Source organism: Enterobacter sp. QK-SA4 (assembly GCF_056856775.1).
On sequence record NZ_JBXFXH010000007.1, the window covers coordinates 2406524 to 2421841 of the forward strand.

The 15318-nt window shown below is 56.2% G+C and carries 13 protein-coding genes and 1 pseudogene; 4 read left to right on the forward strand and 10 right to left on the reverse strand.

The annotated features are described in order from the left end of the window. Positions 1–52: 52 nt before the first annotated feature. The 3 genes and pseudogenes from AC1VYI_RS13015 to AC1VYI_RS13025 all read right to left on the reverse strand — a co-directional run bounded on the left by AC1VYI_RS13015 (position 53) and on the right by AC1VYI_RS13025 (position 3220). Positions 53–1173 (reverse strand): IS3-like element ISSen4 family transposase gene (locus tag AC1VYI_RS13015; protein ID WP_087451024.1). Its coding sequence is split into 2 segments (ribosomal slippage): positions 53–915 and positions 915–1173, totalling 1122 coding nucleotides; the frame shifts between segments, so codons are not numbered across the junction. 70 nt (positions 1174–1243) lie between these two features. Then, positions 1244–1489 (reverse strand): annotated as a pseudogene (locus tag AC1VYI_RS13020) (DUF3313 family protein); the annotation flags it as partial. A 135-nt stretch (positions 1490–1624) separates the two neighbouring features. Further along, complete coding sequence (locus AC1VYI_RS13025) at positions 1625–3220, reverse strand: ABC transporter substrate-binding protein (RefSeq protein ID WP_134867376.1); 1596 nt, start codon at positions 3218–3220, stop codon at positions 1625–1627. 111 nt (positions 3221–3331) lie between these two features. Here AC1VYI_RS13025 and pepT point away from each other — a divergent pair, with 111 nt between their 5' ends. Further along, positions 3332–4561: a peptidase T gene (gene pepT, locus AC1VYI_RS13030; protein WP_134866251.1), complete on the forward strand. Its 1230-nt coding sequence runs from the start codon at positions 3332–3334 to the stop codon at positions 4559–4561. Here pepT and tehB read toward each other — a convergent pair. After that, the gene (tehB, locus tag AC1VYI_RS13035; RefSeq protein ID WP_134866253.1) at positions 4558–5151 is read right to left on the reverse strand and encodes a tellurite resistance methyltransferase TehB; all 594 of its coding nucleotides are present in this window, start codon (positions 5149–5151) and stop codon (positions 4558–4560) included. The two genes, pepT and tehB, sit on opposite strands and share 4 nt — an antisense overlap. Before the next feature lie 133 nt (positions 5152–5284). Between tehB and ydcK the strand changes: the two genes are divergently transcribed. After that, positions 5285–6265, forward strand: a complete 981-nt coding sequence (gene ydcK / locus AC1VYI_RS13040; protein WP_134866255.1) for a YdcK family protein — start codon at positions 5285–5287, stop codon at positions 6263–6265. Here ydcK and rimL read toward each other — a convergent pair. From rimL to AC1VYI_RS13060, 4 genes are all read right to left on the reverse strand, one after another. Next, the gene (gene rimL / locus AC1VYI_RS13045) at positions 6260–6808 is read right to left on the reverse strand and encodes a 50S ribosomal protein L7/L12-serine acetyltransferase (RefSeq protein WP_134866257.1); all 549 of its coding nucleotides are present in this window, start codon (positions 6806–6808) and stop codon (positions 6260–6262) included. The two genes, ydcK and rimL, sit on opposite strands and share 6 nt — an antisense overlap. Positions 6809–6853: 45 nt before the next feature. Continuing rightward, positions 6854–8509 carry a glucan biosynthesis protein D gene (locus AC1VYI_RS13050; RefSeq protein ID WP_023311684.1) on the reverse strand — a complete coding sequence of 552 codons (1656 nt, stop codon included), beginning with the start codon at positions 8507–8509 and terminating at the stop codon, positions 6854–6856. A gap of 242 nt (positions 8510–8751) precedes the next feature. Then, complete coding sequence (locus AC1VYI_RS13055; protein WP_025756391.1) at positions 8752–9525, reverse strand: transporter substrate-binding domain-containing protein; 774 nt, start codon at positions 9523–9525, stop codon at positions 8752–8754. A 22-nt stretch (positions 9526–9547) separates the two neighbouring features. Then, positions 9548–10717, reverse strand: a complete 1170-nt coding sequence (locus AC1VYI_RS13060) for a pyridoxal phosphate-dependent aminotransferase (protein WP_134866260.1) — start codon at positions 10715–10717, stop codon at positions 9548–9550. Between the two features lie 114 nt (positions 10718–10831). Between AC1VYI_RS13060 and AC1VYI_RS13065 the strand changes: the two genes are divergently transcribed. Continuing rightward, positions 10832–11674 carry a LysR family transcriptional regulator gene (locus tag AC1VYI_RS13065; protein WP_226483794.1) on the forward strand — a complete coding sequence of 281 codons (843 nt, stop codon included), beginning with the start codon at positions 10832–10834 and terminating at the stop codon, positions 11672–11674. On the opposite strand, the gene AC1VYI_RS13070 is transcribed toward AC1VYI_RS13065, so the two are convergent. Together AC1VYI_RS13070 and hglS are read right to left on the reverse strand one after the other, a co-directional pair. Next, positions 11661–13166, reverse strand: coding sequence for a carboxylesterase/lipase family protein (locus AC1VYI_RS13070; RefSeq protein WP_226483779.1), 1506 nt, complete (start codon positions 13164–13166; stop codon positions 11661–11663). The two genes, AC1VYI_RS13065 and AC1VYI_RS13070, sit on opposite strands and share 14 nt — an antisense overlap. A gap of 43 nt (positions 13167–13209) precedes the next feature. Then, on the reverse strand, positions 13210–14553 hold the full coding sequence (gene hglS, locus AC1VYI_RS13075) for a 2-oxoadipate dioxygenase/decarboxylase HglS (RefSeq protein WP_134866262.1): 1344 nt from the start codon (positions 14551–14553) through the stop codon (positions 13210–13212). Between the two features lie 528 nt (positions 14554–15081). Between hglS and AC1VYI_RS13080 the strand changes: the two genes are divergently transcribed. Next, positions 15082–15267: a con-10 family general stress protein gene (locus AC1VYI_RS13080; protein WP_004150795.1), complete on the forward strand. Its 186-nt coding sequence runs from the start codon at positions 15082–15084 to the stop codon at positions 15265–15267. Positions 15268–15318: the final 51 nt, after the last annotated feature.

Sequence of the window (15318 nt, forward strand, 5' to 3'; positions counted from 1 at the left end):
TACTTTGTTATGTACAGTGTGACTGACCTGCCCCCACGATTAGATACAACACTCAGTTAGTAACGTCGGAATCTTCATTCTCAGAATGACCCTTTCTCCAGCCCGCTGCAAATTCAGACGGTGTCTGATAATTCAGCGTGGAGTGCGGGCGGCATTCGTTATAATCCTGCCGCCAGTCATTAATAATTTTCCTGGCATGAACGATATCGCTGAACCAGTGCTCATTCAAACATTCATCGCGAAATCGTCCGTTAAAGCTCTCAATAAATCCGTTCTGCGTTGGCTTGCCCGGCTGGATTAAGCGCAACTCAACACCATGCTCAAAGGCCCATTGATCCAGTGCACGGCAAGTGAACTCCGGCCCCTGGTCAGTTCTTATCGTCGCCGGATAGCCTCGAAACAGTGCAATGCTGTCCAGAATACGCGTGACCTGAACGCCTGAAATCCCAAAGGCAACAGTGACCGTCAGGCATTCCTTTGTGAAATCATCGACGCAGGTAAGACACTTGATCCTGCGACCGGTGGAAAGTGCGTCCATGACGAAATCCATCGACCAGGTCAGATTGGGCGCCGCCGGACGGAGCAGCGGCAGACGTTCTGTTGCCAGCCCTTTACGACGTCTTCTGCGTTTTACGCCCAGGCCACTGAGGTGATAAAGCCGGTACACGCGCTTATGATTAACATGAAGCCCTTCACGGCGCAGCAACTGCCAAATACGACGGTAGCCAAAACGCCTGCGCTCCAGTGCCAGCTCAGTGATGCGCCCTGATAAATGCGCATCAGCAGCCGGACGGTGAGCCTCATAGCGGCAAGTCGACAGGGATAAACCTGTAAGCCTGCAGGCACGACGTTGCGACAGACCGGTCGCATCACACATCAACATCACGGCTTCCCGCTTCTGGTCTGTCGTCAGTACTTTCGCCCAAGAGCCACCTGAAGCGCCTCTTTATCCAGCATGGCTTCGGCAAGCAGCTTCTTGAGTCTGGCGTTCTCTTCCTCAAGCGACTTCAGGCGCTTAACTTCAGGCACCTCCATACCGCCATACTTCTTACGCCAGGTGTAAAACGTGGCATCGGAAATGGCATGCTTGCGGCAGAGTTCACGGGCGGGTACCCCAGCTTCGGCTTCGCGGAGAATACTGATGATCTGTTCGTCGGAAAAACGCTTCTTCATGGGGATGTCCTCATGTGGCTTATGAAGACATTACTAACATCGGGGTGTACTAATCAACGGGGGGCAGGTCAGTCGGTTTAGGCGCAGGATAATAAGTAATCGGCGTCCAGAGAATACTGTCGTAATTAGCTTCGTTATAAGAAGGATCAACCCAACGCAGCGTTGGTTTACCCGTCGCAGACGTCGTCTGCTGCAAGCCGGAATAGTCTTTTAAAAAGCCAGAATATTGTTCGGGAGCCGCAACTTTTGAAGAACAGCCCGCCAACGCCAACAGACCAGTAAGCACTGCAACTTTAAAAAAAGTTTGAGTACGCATGATAGTTTTCCATGTTATCTGCAAGTATGCATTTGAAGTTATAGCAAAAGACCGATGGGTTTGTTGTGACAAAAAATGATGCGGAGAGCACAAATTGCGAAAAGACTGCCCGGAGGCGTGCCGGGCAGTGAAAAATTACTGATTTATATCCAGTTGCCAGAACAGATGTTTGCCAAACGGGTCAATTTCATAGCCCTTCACCTCCTTGCGCACCGGTTCGAAAATGGTTGAATGCGCAATCATCACCGCCGGCATTTGATCATGCATCATTTGCTGAGCCTCTTTATACAGCGCCACGCGTTTATCGCGATCGGTGGTTGATTTTGCTTCCGCGATAATTTTATCGAAGGGCTTATAGCACCATTTCGCCGAATTTGAGCCACCGTTTGCCGAGGTGCAGGTAAAGAGCGGACCGAAGAAGTTGTCGGGATCGCCCGTTGCGGTCGTCCAGCCCATCAGCGCGGCCTGGTGTTCCCCGCCCTTCACGCGCTTAAGGTATTCGCCCCACTCGTAGGTGACGATTTTGGTCTGTACGCCGATTTTCGCCCAGTCGGCCTGAATCATCTCCGCCATGCGTTTCGCATTCGGATTGTACGGACGCTGCACCGGCATCGCCCACAGGTCGACGCTCACGCCGTTGGCAAAACCGGCCTCTTTCAGCAGCGCTTTCGCCTTTTCAGGATCGTAATCGTAATCCTTAAGCTCGCTGTCTGCGCTCCAGACGCCCGGCGGCAGCAGGTTCTTCGCCGCAGTGCCGGTGCCGTGGAAAACCGCATCAATAATGGCCGGCTTATTGATGGCCATCGCCAGCGCCTGACGGACTTTTACGTTATCCAGCGGCGGCTTTTGGGTATTGAACGCCAGAAAGCCGGTATTCAGTCCGGCTTTGCTCATCAGGTTGATGTCCTTGTTCGCCTTCATGCGCGGCAGGTCCGCCGGGTTCGGGAACGGCATCACCTGACACTCGTTCTTCTCGATTTTGGCAAACCGCACGGAGGCATCCGGGGTGATGCTAAACACCAGCCGATCCAGCTTCGATTTCCCCTGCCAGTAGTCGGCAAACGCCGTAAACAGGATCCGCGAATCCTTCTGATACTGCGCCAGCTTAAACGGCCCGGTGCCTATAGGCTCCATATCCACCTTTTCCGGCGTGCCCGCTTTGAGCATCGCGTCGGCATACTCCGCGGACAGGATCGAGGCAAAATACCATGCCAGATCGGCGACAAACGGCGCTTCCGGGTGCGCCAGGGTAAAGCGCACGGTGTGGTCATCAACTTTATCAATGCCGGTAATCAGGCTGCCAAACTCCAGACTTTCGAAGTTGGAGTAGCTGCCGTTAGAGACGTTGTGATACGGATGATTCACGTCTTTCTGGCGCATAAACGAGAAAATCACGTCGTCGGCGTTAAAGTCGCGGGTCGGCGTGAAGGATTTATTGTTCTGGAATTTAACGCCCTTACGCAGATGGAATGTGTAAACCTTACCGTCGTCGCTGACCTCCCAGCGCTCCGCCAGGCTTGGCACCAGCTCCGTGGTGCCGGGTTTGAAATCAACCAGCCTGTTATAGACCGGTACGGCGCTGGCGTCCACGCTGGTTCCCGAGGTGTATAGCTGAGGATTAAAGTTTTCCGGCGATCCTTCGGAGCAATACACCAGCGTTTTCGCGGCGACGGTGGAACTGACCGTGAGTGCTGCGAGCGCCAGCGTTATAGTTGTGAGTTTGCTTTTCATCATTTATTCCTGTCTTTTTAATTCGACGGCTAATTAATTCTTTTGCCATTTCATAAATAACATTAAAGTGATGTGGCAAACACCCGAAAAATAAATAAGGAACAAATCACTATGGGCTCGCCGCTTTCCAGACAATTAACGCACCGTTTTTTCCGCTATCTCGCCATCACCAGCCAGAGCGATCCCAAAGTCAAAACCCTGCCCTCAACGCCGGGCCAGCACGACATGGCGCGGGAGCTGGCGCAGGAGCTGGCACAGCTGGGGTTAGACGATATTGTGATTGATGAATTCGCCACGGTAACGGCGGTTAAAAAAGGCAACGTGCCCGGCGCGCCGCGCATCGGCTTTATAACCCATATTGATACCGTGGACGTGGGATTATCACCGGATATTCATCCACAAATATTAACGTTTACCGGTGAAGATCTCTGTCTGAATAAAGAGAAAGACATCTGGCTGCGGGTTAACGAGCACCCTGAAATTCTGGCTTATCCGAATGAGGAGATTATTTTCAGCGACGGAACCAGCGTATTGGGCGCGGATAATAAGTCGGCGGTCACGGTGGTCATGACGGTGCTGGAAAACCTGACGGCGGAACATCTGCACGGGGATATCGTCGTGGCGTTTGTGCCTGACGAAGAGATCGGCCTGAACGGGGCAAAAGCGCTGGACCTTAAGCGCTTTGACGTCGACTTCGCCTGGACCATCGACTGCTGCGAGCTGGGGGAAATTGTCTACGAGAACTTTAATGCGGCAGCCGCTGAAATCCGCTTTACCGGCGTAACGGCGCACCCGATGTCCGCCAAAGGCGTGCTGGTGAACCCCCTGCTGATGGCGACTGACTACATCAACCATTTTGACCGCCAGCAAACGCCGGAGTGCACCGAGGGGCGTGAGGGCTATATCTGGTTTAACGGCATTCAGGCCGGGCAAAACGAGGCCATTCTTAAGGCCAATATCCGCGACTTTGACAAGGACAGCTTTGCCGCCCGCAAGCAGCAGATTGCCGACGTAGCCGCGCTGGTTGCCGCCCGGTATCCAACGGCCAGGGTGGACTATCGCATTGAAGATACCTACAGCAATATCAGCAATGCGATTGGTGAGGACCGGCGCGCTATCGATCTGATGTTCGAGGCGATGGAATCGCTCGGCATCACGCCGAAGCCGACGCCCATGCGCGGCGGTACCGACGGCGCGGCGCTCTCGGCAAAAGGGCTACTCACGCCGAACTTCTTCACCGGCGCGCATAACTTCCACTCGAAGTTTGAATTCCTGCCGCTGTCGTCGTTCGAAGCGTCTTACAACACGGCCCTGCAGATCTGCCTGCTGGCCGCCCGTTAAGCGGGCTTGCGCGCCAGCATCGTGGCAAAGCGCAGCTTGATGCGGTTACCGTTTTCATCGGTGCGGTGCAGTTCGCCAACGTCTTCGTTGTATTTGAGCAACTTCCAGCCTTCATAGTAGTTGCTCAGCTCACCGCTCTTGAACGCAAACGGGAAGCCGACGGTGCACGGGTAATCCACCGTGTCCATCGCGGCAACAATCAGGTTGTAGCCGCCGGGCTTGGTGCAGCGCTGCATGTTGGCGATAAGACCCGGGATGGTTTTTGACTCCAGGAACATCAGCACCACGGTGGAGAGAATGAAATCGTACTCGCCGTCAAAACTCAGGTTGTTGAGATCTTTAATCGCCGTGTGGAGGTTATCGATCCCTTCTTCCGCCTTAATGCGCTCGATATTCTCGATGCTCATCGGGTTCTTATCCCACGCGGTCACCTCGTAACCGTTGGCCGCCAGATAAAGGCTGTTGCGGCCGTTGCCGCAGCCCAGATCCAGCGTTTTACCGGGTTTCACAATCTCCGCGCTGTACAGCACTTCTGAATGGGTACGGGTTAAGCCATATTTCTCTGTGAAGTAATTCTCATCGACAGTCATTGTTTTCCTGCGTTCTCATAAAGTGAAAGTGCATCCAGGATGCTATTTTAAGGCGTTTACCGTCTGGTTGCCAGCCGCTCGAAAATCGAAAAATTTGCTACGTTTAGTTAAGACGCTTATCAGAGAAATAAAGATGAACAAATATCGCCTCAGCGACGAGACCCGCCTCTGGCAATGGAAAAATGGCGAAACCACCCACGCCACTACGCTGCGGCAGATTATTGCCACGGCGGACTTTAACGACGTGACTGTCGGGACGAGAGGCGGCTGGATTGACGATGAGCGCGCCCTCGCGCAGAACGGCGACTGTTGGATCTACGACGAAAACAGCGTGGTGTTCGCCGGAGCGACCGTGTCCGGCAACGCGCGTCTTACCCTGCCGTGCGTCGTGAGCCATGATGCCCGTATCGGTGACAGCTGCTGGCTGGACGGCGCAGAGGTCAGCCACGGGGCGCGAATAAGTGACAACGTCACCATTCAGCAATCCTGTGTGCGGGGCGAGTGCCATCTCTACGGCGACGCCCGCATTTTGCACAATAGCGTTATCATTGCCGCCAAAGGGCTGACGCCGGACCATGACCAGATCCTGCAAATCTACAATAAGGCGACCGTCAGCCAGTCGCGCATTGTGCACCAGGCGCAAATCTACGGCGAAGCGATGGTGAATTTTGCCTTTGTTGAGCACCGCGCCGAAGTCTTCGACAACGCCATCCTCGAGGGAAACGAACTCAACAACGTGTGGGTGTGCGACTGCGCAAAGGTCTATGGTAACGCCCGCGTGATTGCCGGCTTTGATGAAGATGCCATCCCAACGGTGCGCTACAGCTCGCAGATTGCGGAGAATGCCGTGGTCGAGGGAAACTGCGTCATCAAGCACCACGTTCTGATTGGCGGTCAGGCCTGGCTGCGCGGCGGGCCGATCATGCTGGACGATAAGGTGGTGATCCAGGGACGCGCGCGGATCAGCGGGGATGTGCTCGTCGAGCACCGGGTTGAAATCACCGATGATGCGGTCATCGAAGCCTTTGCCGGGGAGAGCATTCACCTGCGCGGCGAAAAAGTGATTAACGGCGACCAGCGCATCACCCGCACCCCGCTGCTGGGGGCGTTATAGGGCGTAGATCTTACCGTAGATGTTCACATCGTCAAAGCGACCATTCAGGTATTCCGCTTCCCGCAGGCACCCTTCCAGCGTAAAACCGTTGCGTACGGCAACGCCGTTGCTGTGCTGATTCGCCACCCGACACTTGATCACAAAACGGCGGATCTCCCCGCGTACAGCGTAGTAGCGCATAAACGCCTGCAGTGAGCGGGAGAGGATCCCCTGCCCCTGGTGGCCTTCATCCAGCCAGTAGCCGATGTACCCGGTCTTGTTCGTCGGTTCAATCGTGTTGAACGACAGCACGCCAACCAGCGCATCATCCTTGAAGATCAGAAACATTTTGGCGTAGCCGCGCTGGTGCAGCATCTGGTTACTCTGCACGTTGCGGCGGGTATCGTCCTCGCTGCCTACGTGCTGCGCCCAGTCAAAGGCGGTTTGCAGAAAGGTTTTGTTTTTGACGACGAGATTATGCAGATCGGCGGCGTAGCGCTCTTCGACGGCGCGAAGCTCGAGAGCGTCAGATACCGGGATAATTTCGGATTTTGCTGCGGTCATTGCCCCTCACCCTAACCCTCTCCCGGAGGGAGAGGGAATCGATCGTTAACGCATTATCCGGTCGTCAACGTAGTTACGTTTATCCGGCGCCGGTGGGAAATACTGGTACAGCCAGGTTTCACTGATGGCATCGCCCTGGCAGCGCAGGAACAGGCGCATATCCACCGGCTCCGTCGAATCCGAGGTTGGGTACCAGTCAAACAGGATACGATAGCCGTCAAACGGCTCAACGTAGAGGATCTCAACCTGCTTCGCTTCTCCGCTGGAGAGCGTAATCACCGGCTCGATGCCTTTTGGCGCAGCGGCCTTCAGGTCGCCACCGACGAAGTCGATAGCAAAGCGACGGGCCCACACTTTCGGGTAATTTTCCCCCGGTGCCCAGCCTTCCGGGAAGCCGCCCATGCCGGTACGGGTGGCGAAGACGTTGGCCAGCGGAGAGCGCACCGGCGGCATGGCGCTCCAGTACAGACGATATTTAAAGTCCAGCTCGTCGCCCGCTTTCACCGCTTTTTCCGGCTGCCAGAAGCAGACCACGTTATCCAGCGTTTCGCCGGTGGTCGGGATCTCCATCAGGCCAACCGCGCCTTTACCCCAGTCGTTACGCGGTTCAACCCACAGGCTCGGGCGTTTGTTATACCAGCCCATCACGTCCTGATAGTGCGAGAAATCGCGGTCGAGCTGCAGCAGACCGAACCCTTTCGGGTTTTTGTCCATATAGGCATTAAACTGCAGCTTCTGCGGGTTGTTCAGCGGACGACAGATCCACTCCCCGTTGCCGCGCCACATCGCCAGGCGGTCGGAGTCATGAATTTGCGGGTGAATGGTGTCACACATGCGGCGTTCGTTATTGCCGCAGCTGAACATACTGGTCATCGGCGCAATGCCGAGCTGCTTGATGTCCTTCCGCGCGTAGAGGTGGTTTTCCACCTCCATGATCACCTGGCTCTTCTCGCAGTGGATCACGAATTTATAGGCACCGGTGATGCTCGGGCTGTCGAGCAGCGTATAGACGGTAAAAGTCGTGTCGCCTGGCTTGACGGTTTCAAACCAGAAGGAGGTAAAGTCCGGGAACTCTTCCGGGGTGTCGGTAAAGGTATCTACCGCCAGACCGCGCGCGGAAAGACCGTACTGGTAGGTGTCATCCACCGCGCGGAAATAGCTCGCGCCCAGGAAGGAGACGATATCGCGACGCGCCAGCTCAGGCGCCTTAAAGGCGCGGAAGCCCGCAAACCCGAGATCGCTTTGCCCTTCCAGCTGTTTGGTATCCACACCCGTTTCGCCGTAGCTGAACAGCTCCGGACGGAAGTGGATCTCGCGCGCCATAGAGGTCGACTGGTCCAGCGAGAACATCCGCACGCGGCGGCGGAACCCCATCCCCATATGGAAGAACTGCACGTCCAGCTGACGCCCTTCTATGTTGTTCCACAGTGACTGTTTTTCATCGTAGCGGATGGCGTTGTACGCCTGCGGCGTCATGGTGGCCAGCGTCTCCGGCAGCGGGCGCGGCGCGCCACCCCACGGGGTTTTTGCCAGGTCATGCGCCATGGATTGCAGTACGGAGAAGTCGAAACGACGGCTCTGGCCGTCAGCAATGTCAGAGTCGGCAGCGTATGCCGCTTTGGAAAACAGGGAAGCAAGGCCAGATGTGCCGCTCAGGGCTGCCACTGCCAGCGAGCCTTTTAGAAAACGTCTGCGATTCATGCCTGGAAAAACGTCCTTATGGTCGTGTGAATGTGTTTCGCGCTCGGCGAAATGACGGCAAGAAAGAACGCACAGCCTAAACAAAAATGGTTAAGAATCCAATTGTTGGCCGGTGATTATATGAACAAAGTGAGAAATATTTTCTGTCGACCAGAACGGCCCGAAAGTGGTGTAAAGAAAGCCTGGAAAATGTGTAGAAAAATGCCCCGGCGCGACATCGTTCGCCGGGGCTAATGAGGCGGTTATTTTACGCTGACATCGATACCCGGGAAGTACTTATCAGCGAGTTTAGCGATCGTGCCGTCGGCACGTACTTTATCGATCGCGGCATCAAGCTGCTTTTTGGTGGCCTCGTCACCCTTACGCAACCCAAAACCGATCCCACTGCCGAGAATAGTGTCGTCAGACACCGGTTTGCCGATGAAGCCAAACCCTTTCCCCTGCGGCTTGCTGAGGAAACCTGCCTGCCCGGCCGCGGACATGACCAGCGAGGCGTCGATACGGCCATTCAGCAGATCGCCCCAGGCCATATTCTGATCTTTATAAGACACCACGGTGACACCCTGCTTTTCCCAGTGCTCTTTGGCATAGGTTTCCTGGATGGATCCCTGCAGCACGCCGATGGTTTTGCCCTTCAGCCCCTCAGGCGTTGCCTCAACCGCCGTACCTGCCTTGCCGACCAGCTGCGACGGAATACGGTAGATCGGCTGGGTAAAATCAATGCTCTTGCGGCGCTGCTCGGTGATGTTCATCGCCGAGTTGATGGCGTCAAATTTCTTCGCCACCAGGCCCGGGATCAGCGCATCAAAGGAGGTTTCAACCCAGCTGCACTTCAGCGCTGCCGCTTTGCAGATGGCATTCCCCAGTTCAACGTCAAACCCTTCCAGTTCGCCCGCCGCATTGCGGCTCTCAAACGGCGGATATTCCGCTTCCAGCCCGTAACGCAGCTCGGTAGCCGCAAAGGAAGAAAAAGTACACAGCAATCCCATGCCGACAACTAACGCGCGTAATTTCATCTACAACTCCTCAGAGCCTATCTCAGCGTGGTTTAACCCGACACAGGGCCTGGGCACCTGCCCGTAACGTCGCCTCATCTTTCGCAAAAGAGAGACGAATCAATTTATTATCCGTACCGTCCGCATAAAACGCCGACAGCGGAATGGTGGCAACGCCGTACTCAACGATCAGCCGTTTCACCAGCTCACTGTCGCGCTCGTCGCTGAACTGGCTGTAGTCCGCCAGCATGAAGAACGATCCAGCGCTCGGCAGCAGCGTAAACGGCGAATCGGCCAGCAGGCTGTGCAGCAGATCGCGCTTGCGCTGGTAAAACGCCGACAGCGACAGCCAGGTTTGCGGGTCGACCATATGCTCAGCAAACGCGTGCTGCATTGGCGTATCGGCAGAAAACATTAAAAATTGATGCACTTTACAAATCTCGTCCATCAGTACCGCCGGTGCAACACAGTAACCCACGCGCCACCCGGTGACGTGATAGGTTTTTCCGAAAGAGGAAATAATCACGCTGCGCTCCGCCAGCTGCGGGTGCGTGGCCATCCCGTGGTGTGGCTCGCCGTCAAAAACGACGTGTTCGTACACTTCGTCAGACAAAATAATGATGTCGGTATTGCGCGTCAGCGCCGCCAGCTGCTGCAGGTCACTGGCGGAGAAGACCTGACCGCTCGGGTTGTGCGGCGTATTAATGATGATCATGCGCGTGCGCGGCGTGATCGCGGCGCGAACCTCATCCCAGTTGACGGCAAAATCCGGCACGGTGAGCTTGATGGCAATCGGGATTGCCCCCTGAAGACGGACAATCGGCGCGTAGCTGTCAAAGGACGGCTCAAAGTAGATCACCTCATCGCCCGGGTGCACCAGCCCGCTAATCGCCGAATAGAGCCCTTCGCTGGCGCTGGCAGTCACCAGCACCTCGCTGGCAGGGTCGTACTGCGTGCCGTAGAGCGTGGCAATTTTATCGGCAATACGTTCTTTGAGCGGCTGCAGACCGGTCATCGACGCGTACTGGTTATGCCCCGCCTCCATTGCGCGGGTGACGCCCGCAATCAGCTTCGGGTCGCAGGAAAAATTCGGTGCGCCCTGAGAAAGGTTAATCGCGTTATGCTGCGCCGAGAGCTGGCCGATAACGGTAAAAATGGTGGTTCCCACATCCGGCAGTTTGGAGCGCGTTTGCACTGGCGTTCGTAAAGTCATCCTCTTTCCCTTCTCATGGACATTGCATAACTATTCAAACAACATCTGTGCTGTCGGGACAATCGAATTGTTGTCATAATAGCCATGAGAAAAATGCATAGCTGAGGTGTTTTTATGTCGCGCCGTTCGCTCCCCCTTAATGCCATCGACGCATTTTTAGTCACCGCGCGTCACCTCAATCTTACCCATGCCGCCGCGGAACTGTGTCTGACGCAGGGGGCCGTGAGCCGCAAGATAGCCTCCCTTGAGGCGTGGTTTGGCTTTCCGCTTTTTGAGCGCCACGCGCGCGGGCTGCGCCTCTCACCGCAGGGTAGCGCCCTGCTTCCGGAGCTGCAGTCCGCTTTCGAGCAGCTGCTGTCCGTGGCCGACCAGGCCCGCAGCCAGCACAGGGTGATCCGGCTGAAGGCCCCCACCTGCGCCATGCGCTGGCTGGTGCCGCGCCTGCTGGAGGTGGAGCGCGAGCATCCTGATCTGCAGATCGCGCTGACCACCACCACCGATCACAACGTCAATTTCAAAACCGAATCTTACGACGCGGCCATCGTGTTCGGCACGCACATGAGCGCAGGCGATCTGCTGTTCGAAGAGGCGCTCACCCCGGTGATAAGCCCGGTGCGGGCGGGTGTTGCGCTGGGTTCGTTAACATTCCTTCACCCCACAAGGGATAAGACGGACTGGTCGCTGTGGCTGACGAAACAGGAAGGCCCGGGCTTTGCCATGCACAAAAATCAACACTTCGACACGATGGATCTCGCCATTACGGCCGCTATTCAGGGGCTGGGCGTCGCCATCGCCGACGAAACGCTGGTGGCAGAAGATATTCACGCTGGAAGGCTGGTACGGCCCTATGAGACAAGCATAAAAACTGGCGCAAGCTACCGGCTGGTGCTGCGCGAAACGCCAGACGAGGAAAATGGTCTCGCGGCGTTTCGCGCCTGTTTGCTTAATCGAGGCTGACGTGGTGCTTCATTACCCGCTTGAAGAGGCTCATGCGGGCGCGCATAAAGCGGTTTTCAAGCCTGAACGCTGCATGTTTATTCACGCCAATGCGTAACAGAACGTCCCGACCTTTGCGGCACGCGGGCCAGTGCGTCGGCCCGGGCAGGATGTCGCGAGGACCCGCGTCACGCGCAAAGCTCACCCAGTAATCCGCCACGTGGGCAGCAAACTGCAGATCTCGCTCATTGACGTACTGACGCGAAGGCTCCACCTGACCGAGCGTATCGAAGACGTAGGGAACTTCGTTGCCGTGCCAGGCACCGTTGATGTACGTGGCATGTTCCGCCTCTGCGACATAGTCAAACCAGTAGCGCCAGCACAATCCGCCGACGCGCTGCTGGGCCTGCATCACCACGTAGCCCATGGTGGTAAACGCCATGTCGCGGCACACCTGCCTGCCCAGCTCTTCATCGCCTTTCACGCCCGGATAGAGCAATTTAATCAGCCCGAGCCCGAAGCGGCGTTCGCGCCGAAGCTTCTGAATTTGTCCGGCGAGATCGATGCCAAACACCGCCATCACGCTGGCCTCATCGCTGTTGGAGCCAATCATTACCGGCACCGGATGCTGACGGGCGGCGAAAAAGACGTCCAGCATGGCTTCCGGCAGAACACAGTCTCCAGCGATAGGCGCCGGGGCGACGTTCAGCGGCGCGGTGAGCGGCCAAAAGGCCTCGGGTGGGATCGCGCGCAGCTGTTCGGCGGTCGCATTTTCCAGGCCAAAATGGGCGGCCAGCGCTTCCCCCTTCTGCAGTGCCAGCTCGCGCGGCGTGTCAGGTAAGGTGTAACCGCTTTGTACAATCGCCTTATGGAACAATCCAGCTGTCAGCGGAGAGGCCAGCAGCGAGAGCACGCTGCGCGCGCCAGCGGATTCGCCAAACAGGGTCACATTAGCGGGATCGCCGCCAAACCCGGCGATGTTATCCCGCACCCATTCGAGCGCGGCGATCTGATCCAGCAGGGCAAAATTATGCACCACGCGCCCTTCCTCGCCTTCCAGCGCGGGATGGGCGAAAAAGCCGAGATGGCCGAGACGGTAGTTGATCGTGACCACAACCACGCCGCGCGTGGCCAGCGCTTTGCCGTTATACGGCGGCAGGCCTCCGGCACCAATCGTAAACCCGCCCCCGTGCAGCCAGACCATAACCGGCAGCGGCTCGGCGCGCTCTGTTGGGGACCAGACGTTAAGGTAGAGACAATCTTCGGAAAATTGGCCCGGATCGCCGCCGCCTAGCTCCTGACAATACTCGCTGCTTTGCCAGCTTGAGGGCGAGAATGCCGTGGCCTCGCGCAGGCCATCCCAGCGTTCAGGCGGCCGGGGCGAGCGCCAGCGCCACTCCCCCACGGGCGGCGCGGCGTAGGGAATACCGCACCAGAGGTGAACGTTTTCATCGGTTAAACCAGACAGTGCGCCCTGGCGCGTTTCAACCACAGGGGCGGAAGGATTTTGCATAACGACCTTAATTTTTCCATCACACCCCAGCAGAGTAACGATTTCAGAGCAAACCGCAACGCTGTTTGCTGCGCGTTTCAGCCTCCTGGTAGAGCGTAAACTCGTCATACACCGGGCATCCCAGCGCGTCTTCAAATGCATCGCGGCTGGCGTTACCGTGGCTGCGGGCCTGGGTTTCGTTCCCGAGGTTGGACTGGAAAATCCCCGCGGCGCTGACCGGGAGGAAATCTTCGTAGGTGATGGGCTGGGCAACCACCCATCCGCGCTCGATCAGCGGCTGCGGATCGTCTCCGGGACGAAACGCATGCCGATGCGCTTCCCCGGCTGGCGTCAGGCGGTAGCGGAAATAAGCCAGCTCCTGACGGCGCATGAGCATTTCGCTATCCGGGAAGGCGCTAAAGATCTCCCGCAGATGCAGCTGATGGGTCAGGTTATCTTTACCGGTACCGGCCTGGGCGAGGAGGCTATCGTACAGTTCACGGCCTTTCGGGGTCAGCGCCACGCCGCGCTGTTCAATCTCACCGAAGCGCGCGGTGTGGGTGCCTTTATGTTCACCGGCAAACAGCACCGGCTCTTCCAGCGCCTTGAAGCTGGTTTGACGCAATAAAACGGGCACCTCGCGACGCGGCGGCCCTTCGATCAGAATTTTTGGTTCGATACCGTACTTCGGCATCAGCTCCTGCACCCGATCAATGTCCAGCGTGCGCGGCGTGAGATGGTTAATGTGGCAGCCCGGGAAGCAGACCACGTCGGCAATCAGGCGATGCTCGTTGCTCAGGGCCAGATAGGTCTCCCGATCGACCGTCGCGTGACGGTGCCAGCGGAAGGTTTCTAACGCTTCCTGCACAAACTCATGGGCCTGTGCGTCAGAAAACTCCCCTTCCGACTCGTGCAGGTCGATCAGTTCCAGGCAGCGCGGGGTGAAGATGTTGCGGTGAGACAGGATCTCCGCGGCACGCTCGCGCAGCGCGACGTTTTCAATCAGATCAAGACGCAGCAGCGAGGTAAAAATACGAAACGGATTCCGGCACAGCGCCGCATCCTCTATCGGACGAAACGCCGTTGAGTGGACGGGCACCCCCGCCTGAGAGAGATCGTAATAGCTGACCGGGTACATGCCCATAATGGCAAACATACGGCGCAGGGTTGAAAGTTCCTGTGCCGTGCCGACGCGGATCGCCCCGTGACGCTCCACGTTCAGGCGCGCAAGCTCATCGGCGTTAGCCAGTTGTTCATGTAATAGTGGATTATTTTCCAGAACCGCCAGGTTTACGTCCGCAACCAGTTCAAGCAAGGTGCCGTACTGCGGAACTTCCTGCTGGTACATCGCCGACATAGCCTGCGAAAAGTGTTCCCGAATATCATCAGCCGTGATGGTGTTCGCCATGATGTCATGCCTCCAGTGAATATTACCTGGAGTGTAGAGAAACCCGTTCCTTCCGGGGGGAAGAATTTCTGAATTGTGATCTTAAGACGACAGTGGTCAAACCGTGTGCTACTGGTCCCTGAACAGCGCCGAACGGAACCGCCCTTTAAACCTGAACGCTTTTATCCAGGATTTTCCTTATAATTATTTAGGGTTCCGCTTTCTAGCTATAAAGGAGTATTTTTTTGGTCTCTCCTGAATGCCAATTAACCAATTCGAGTAAGCCATTATTTTTATCCTCACCTTTCAAATTTTTAGCTCGAAGTTAGGATTAATCTGAATGGCTGTTTACAAGTCCTTCCTGTCTATCCATATTTCCCTTCTAAGCGAAGCGTAAATTTACAAATATTTAAAAATAACGCAACCGCAAATAGCAAAACGCATTTGACGGATGCCGCAGAGCGACTAGAGTTATTACTCGAACGACGAGTGATACGGAATATTTTCGTATCGTACTGGCATAACCAATATATGACTATGAGGTTTAATATGGCAGAGCATCGTGGTGGTTCCGGTAATTTCGCTGAAGACCGTGAAAAAGCATCAGAAGCTGGACGTAAAGGTGGCCAGCATAGCGGTGGGAACTTTAAAAACGATCCGCAACGCGCTTCTGAAGCGGGTAAGAAAGGGGGACAGAACAGTCACGGCGGAGGCCGTAAATCTGATAACTCCTGATCTTATTTAATACTCTTTTAATAAAACCAGAGAGCATGCTGCGGGCTGAAA

Bases quoted from the DNA above. Each gene is read 5' to 3' on its own strand.
- AC1VYI_RS13025 (WP_134867376.1), bottom strand. From the start codon at position 3,220: ATGAAAAGCAAACTCACAACTATAACGCTGGCGCTCGCAGCACTCACG.
- pepT (WP_134866251.1), top strand. From the start codon at position 3,332: ATGGGCTCGCCGCTTTCCAGACAATTAACGCACCGTTTTTTCCGCTAT.
- tehB (WP_134866253.1), bottom strand. From the start codon at position 5,151: ATGACTGTCGATGAGAATTACTTCACAGAGAAATATGGCTTAACCCGT.
- ydcK (WP_134866255.1), top strand. From the start codon at position 5,285: ATGAACAAATATCGCCTCAGCGACGAGACCCGCCTCTGGCAATGGAAA.
- rimL (WP_134866257.1), bottom strand. From the start codon at position 6,808: ATGACCGCAGCAAAATCCGAAATTATCCCGGTATCTGACGCTCTCGAG.
- AC1VYI_RS13050 (WP_023311684.1), bottom strand. From the start codon at position 8,509: ATGAATCGCAGACGTTTTCTAAAAGGCTCGCTGGCAGTGGCAGCCCTG.
- AC1VYI_RS13055 (WP_025756391.1), bottom strand. From the start codon at position 9,525: ATGAAATTACGCGCGTTAGTTGTCGGCATGGGATTGCTGTGTACTTTT.
- AC1VYI_RS13060 (WP_134866260.1), bottom strand. From the start codon at position 10,717: ATGACTTTACGAACGCCAGTGCAAACGCGCTCCAAACTGCCGGATGTG.
- AC1VYI_RS13065 (WP_226483794.1), top strand. From the start codon at position 10,832: ATGTCGCGCCGTTCGCTCCCCCTTAATGCCATCGACGCATTTTTAGTC.
- AC1VYI_RS13070 (WP_226483779.1), bottom strand. From the start codon at position 13,166: ATGCAAAATCCTTCCGCCCCTGTGGTTGAAACGCGCCAGGGCGCACTG.
- hglS (WP_134866262.1), bottom strand. From the start codon at position 14,553: ATGGCGAACACCATCACGGCTGATGATATTCGGGAACACTTTTCGCAG.
- AC1VYI_RS13080 (WP_004150795.1), top strand. From the start codon at position 15,082: ATGGCAGAGCATCGTGGTGGTTCCGGTAATTTCGCTGAAGACCGTGAA.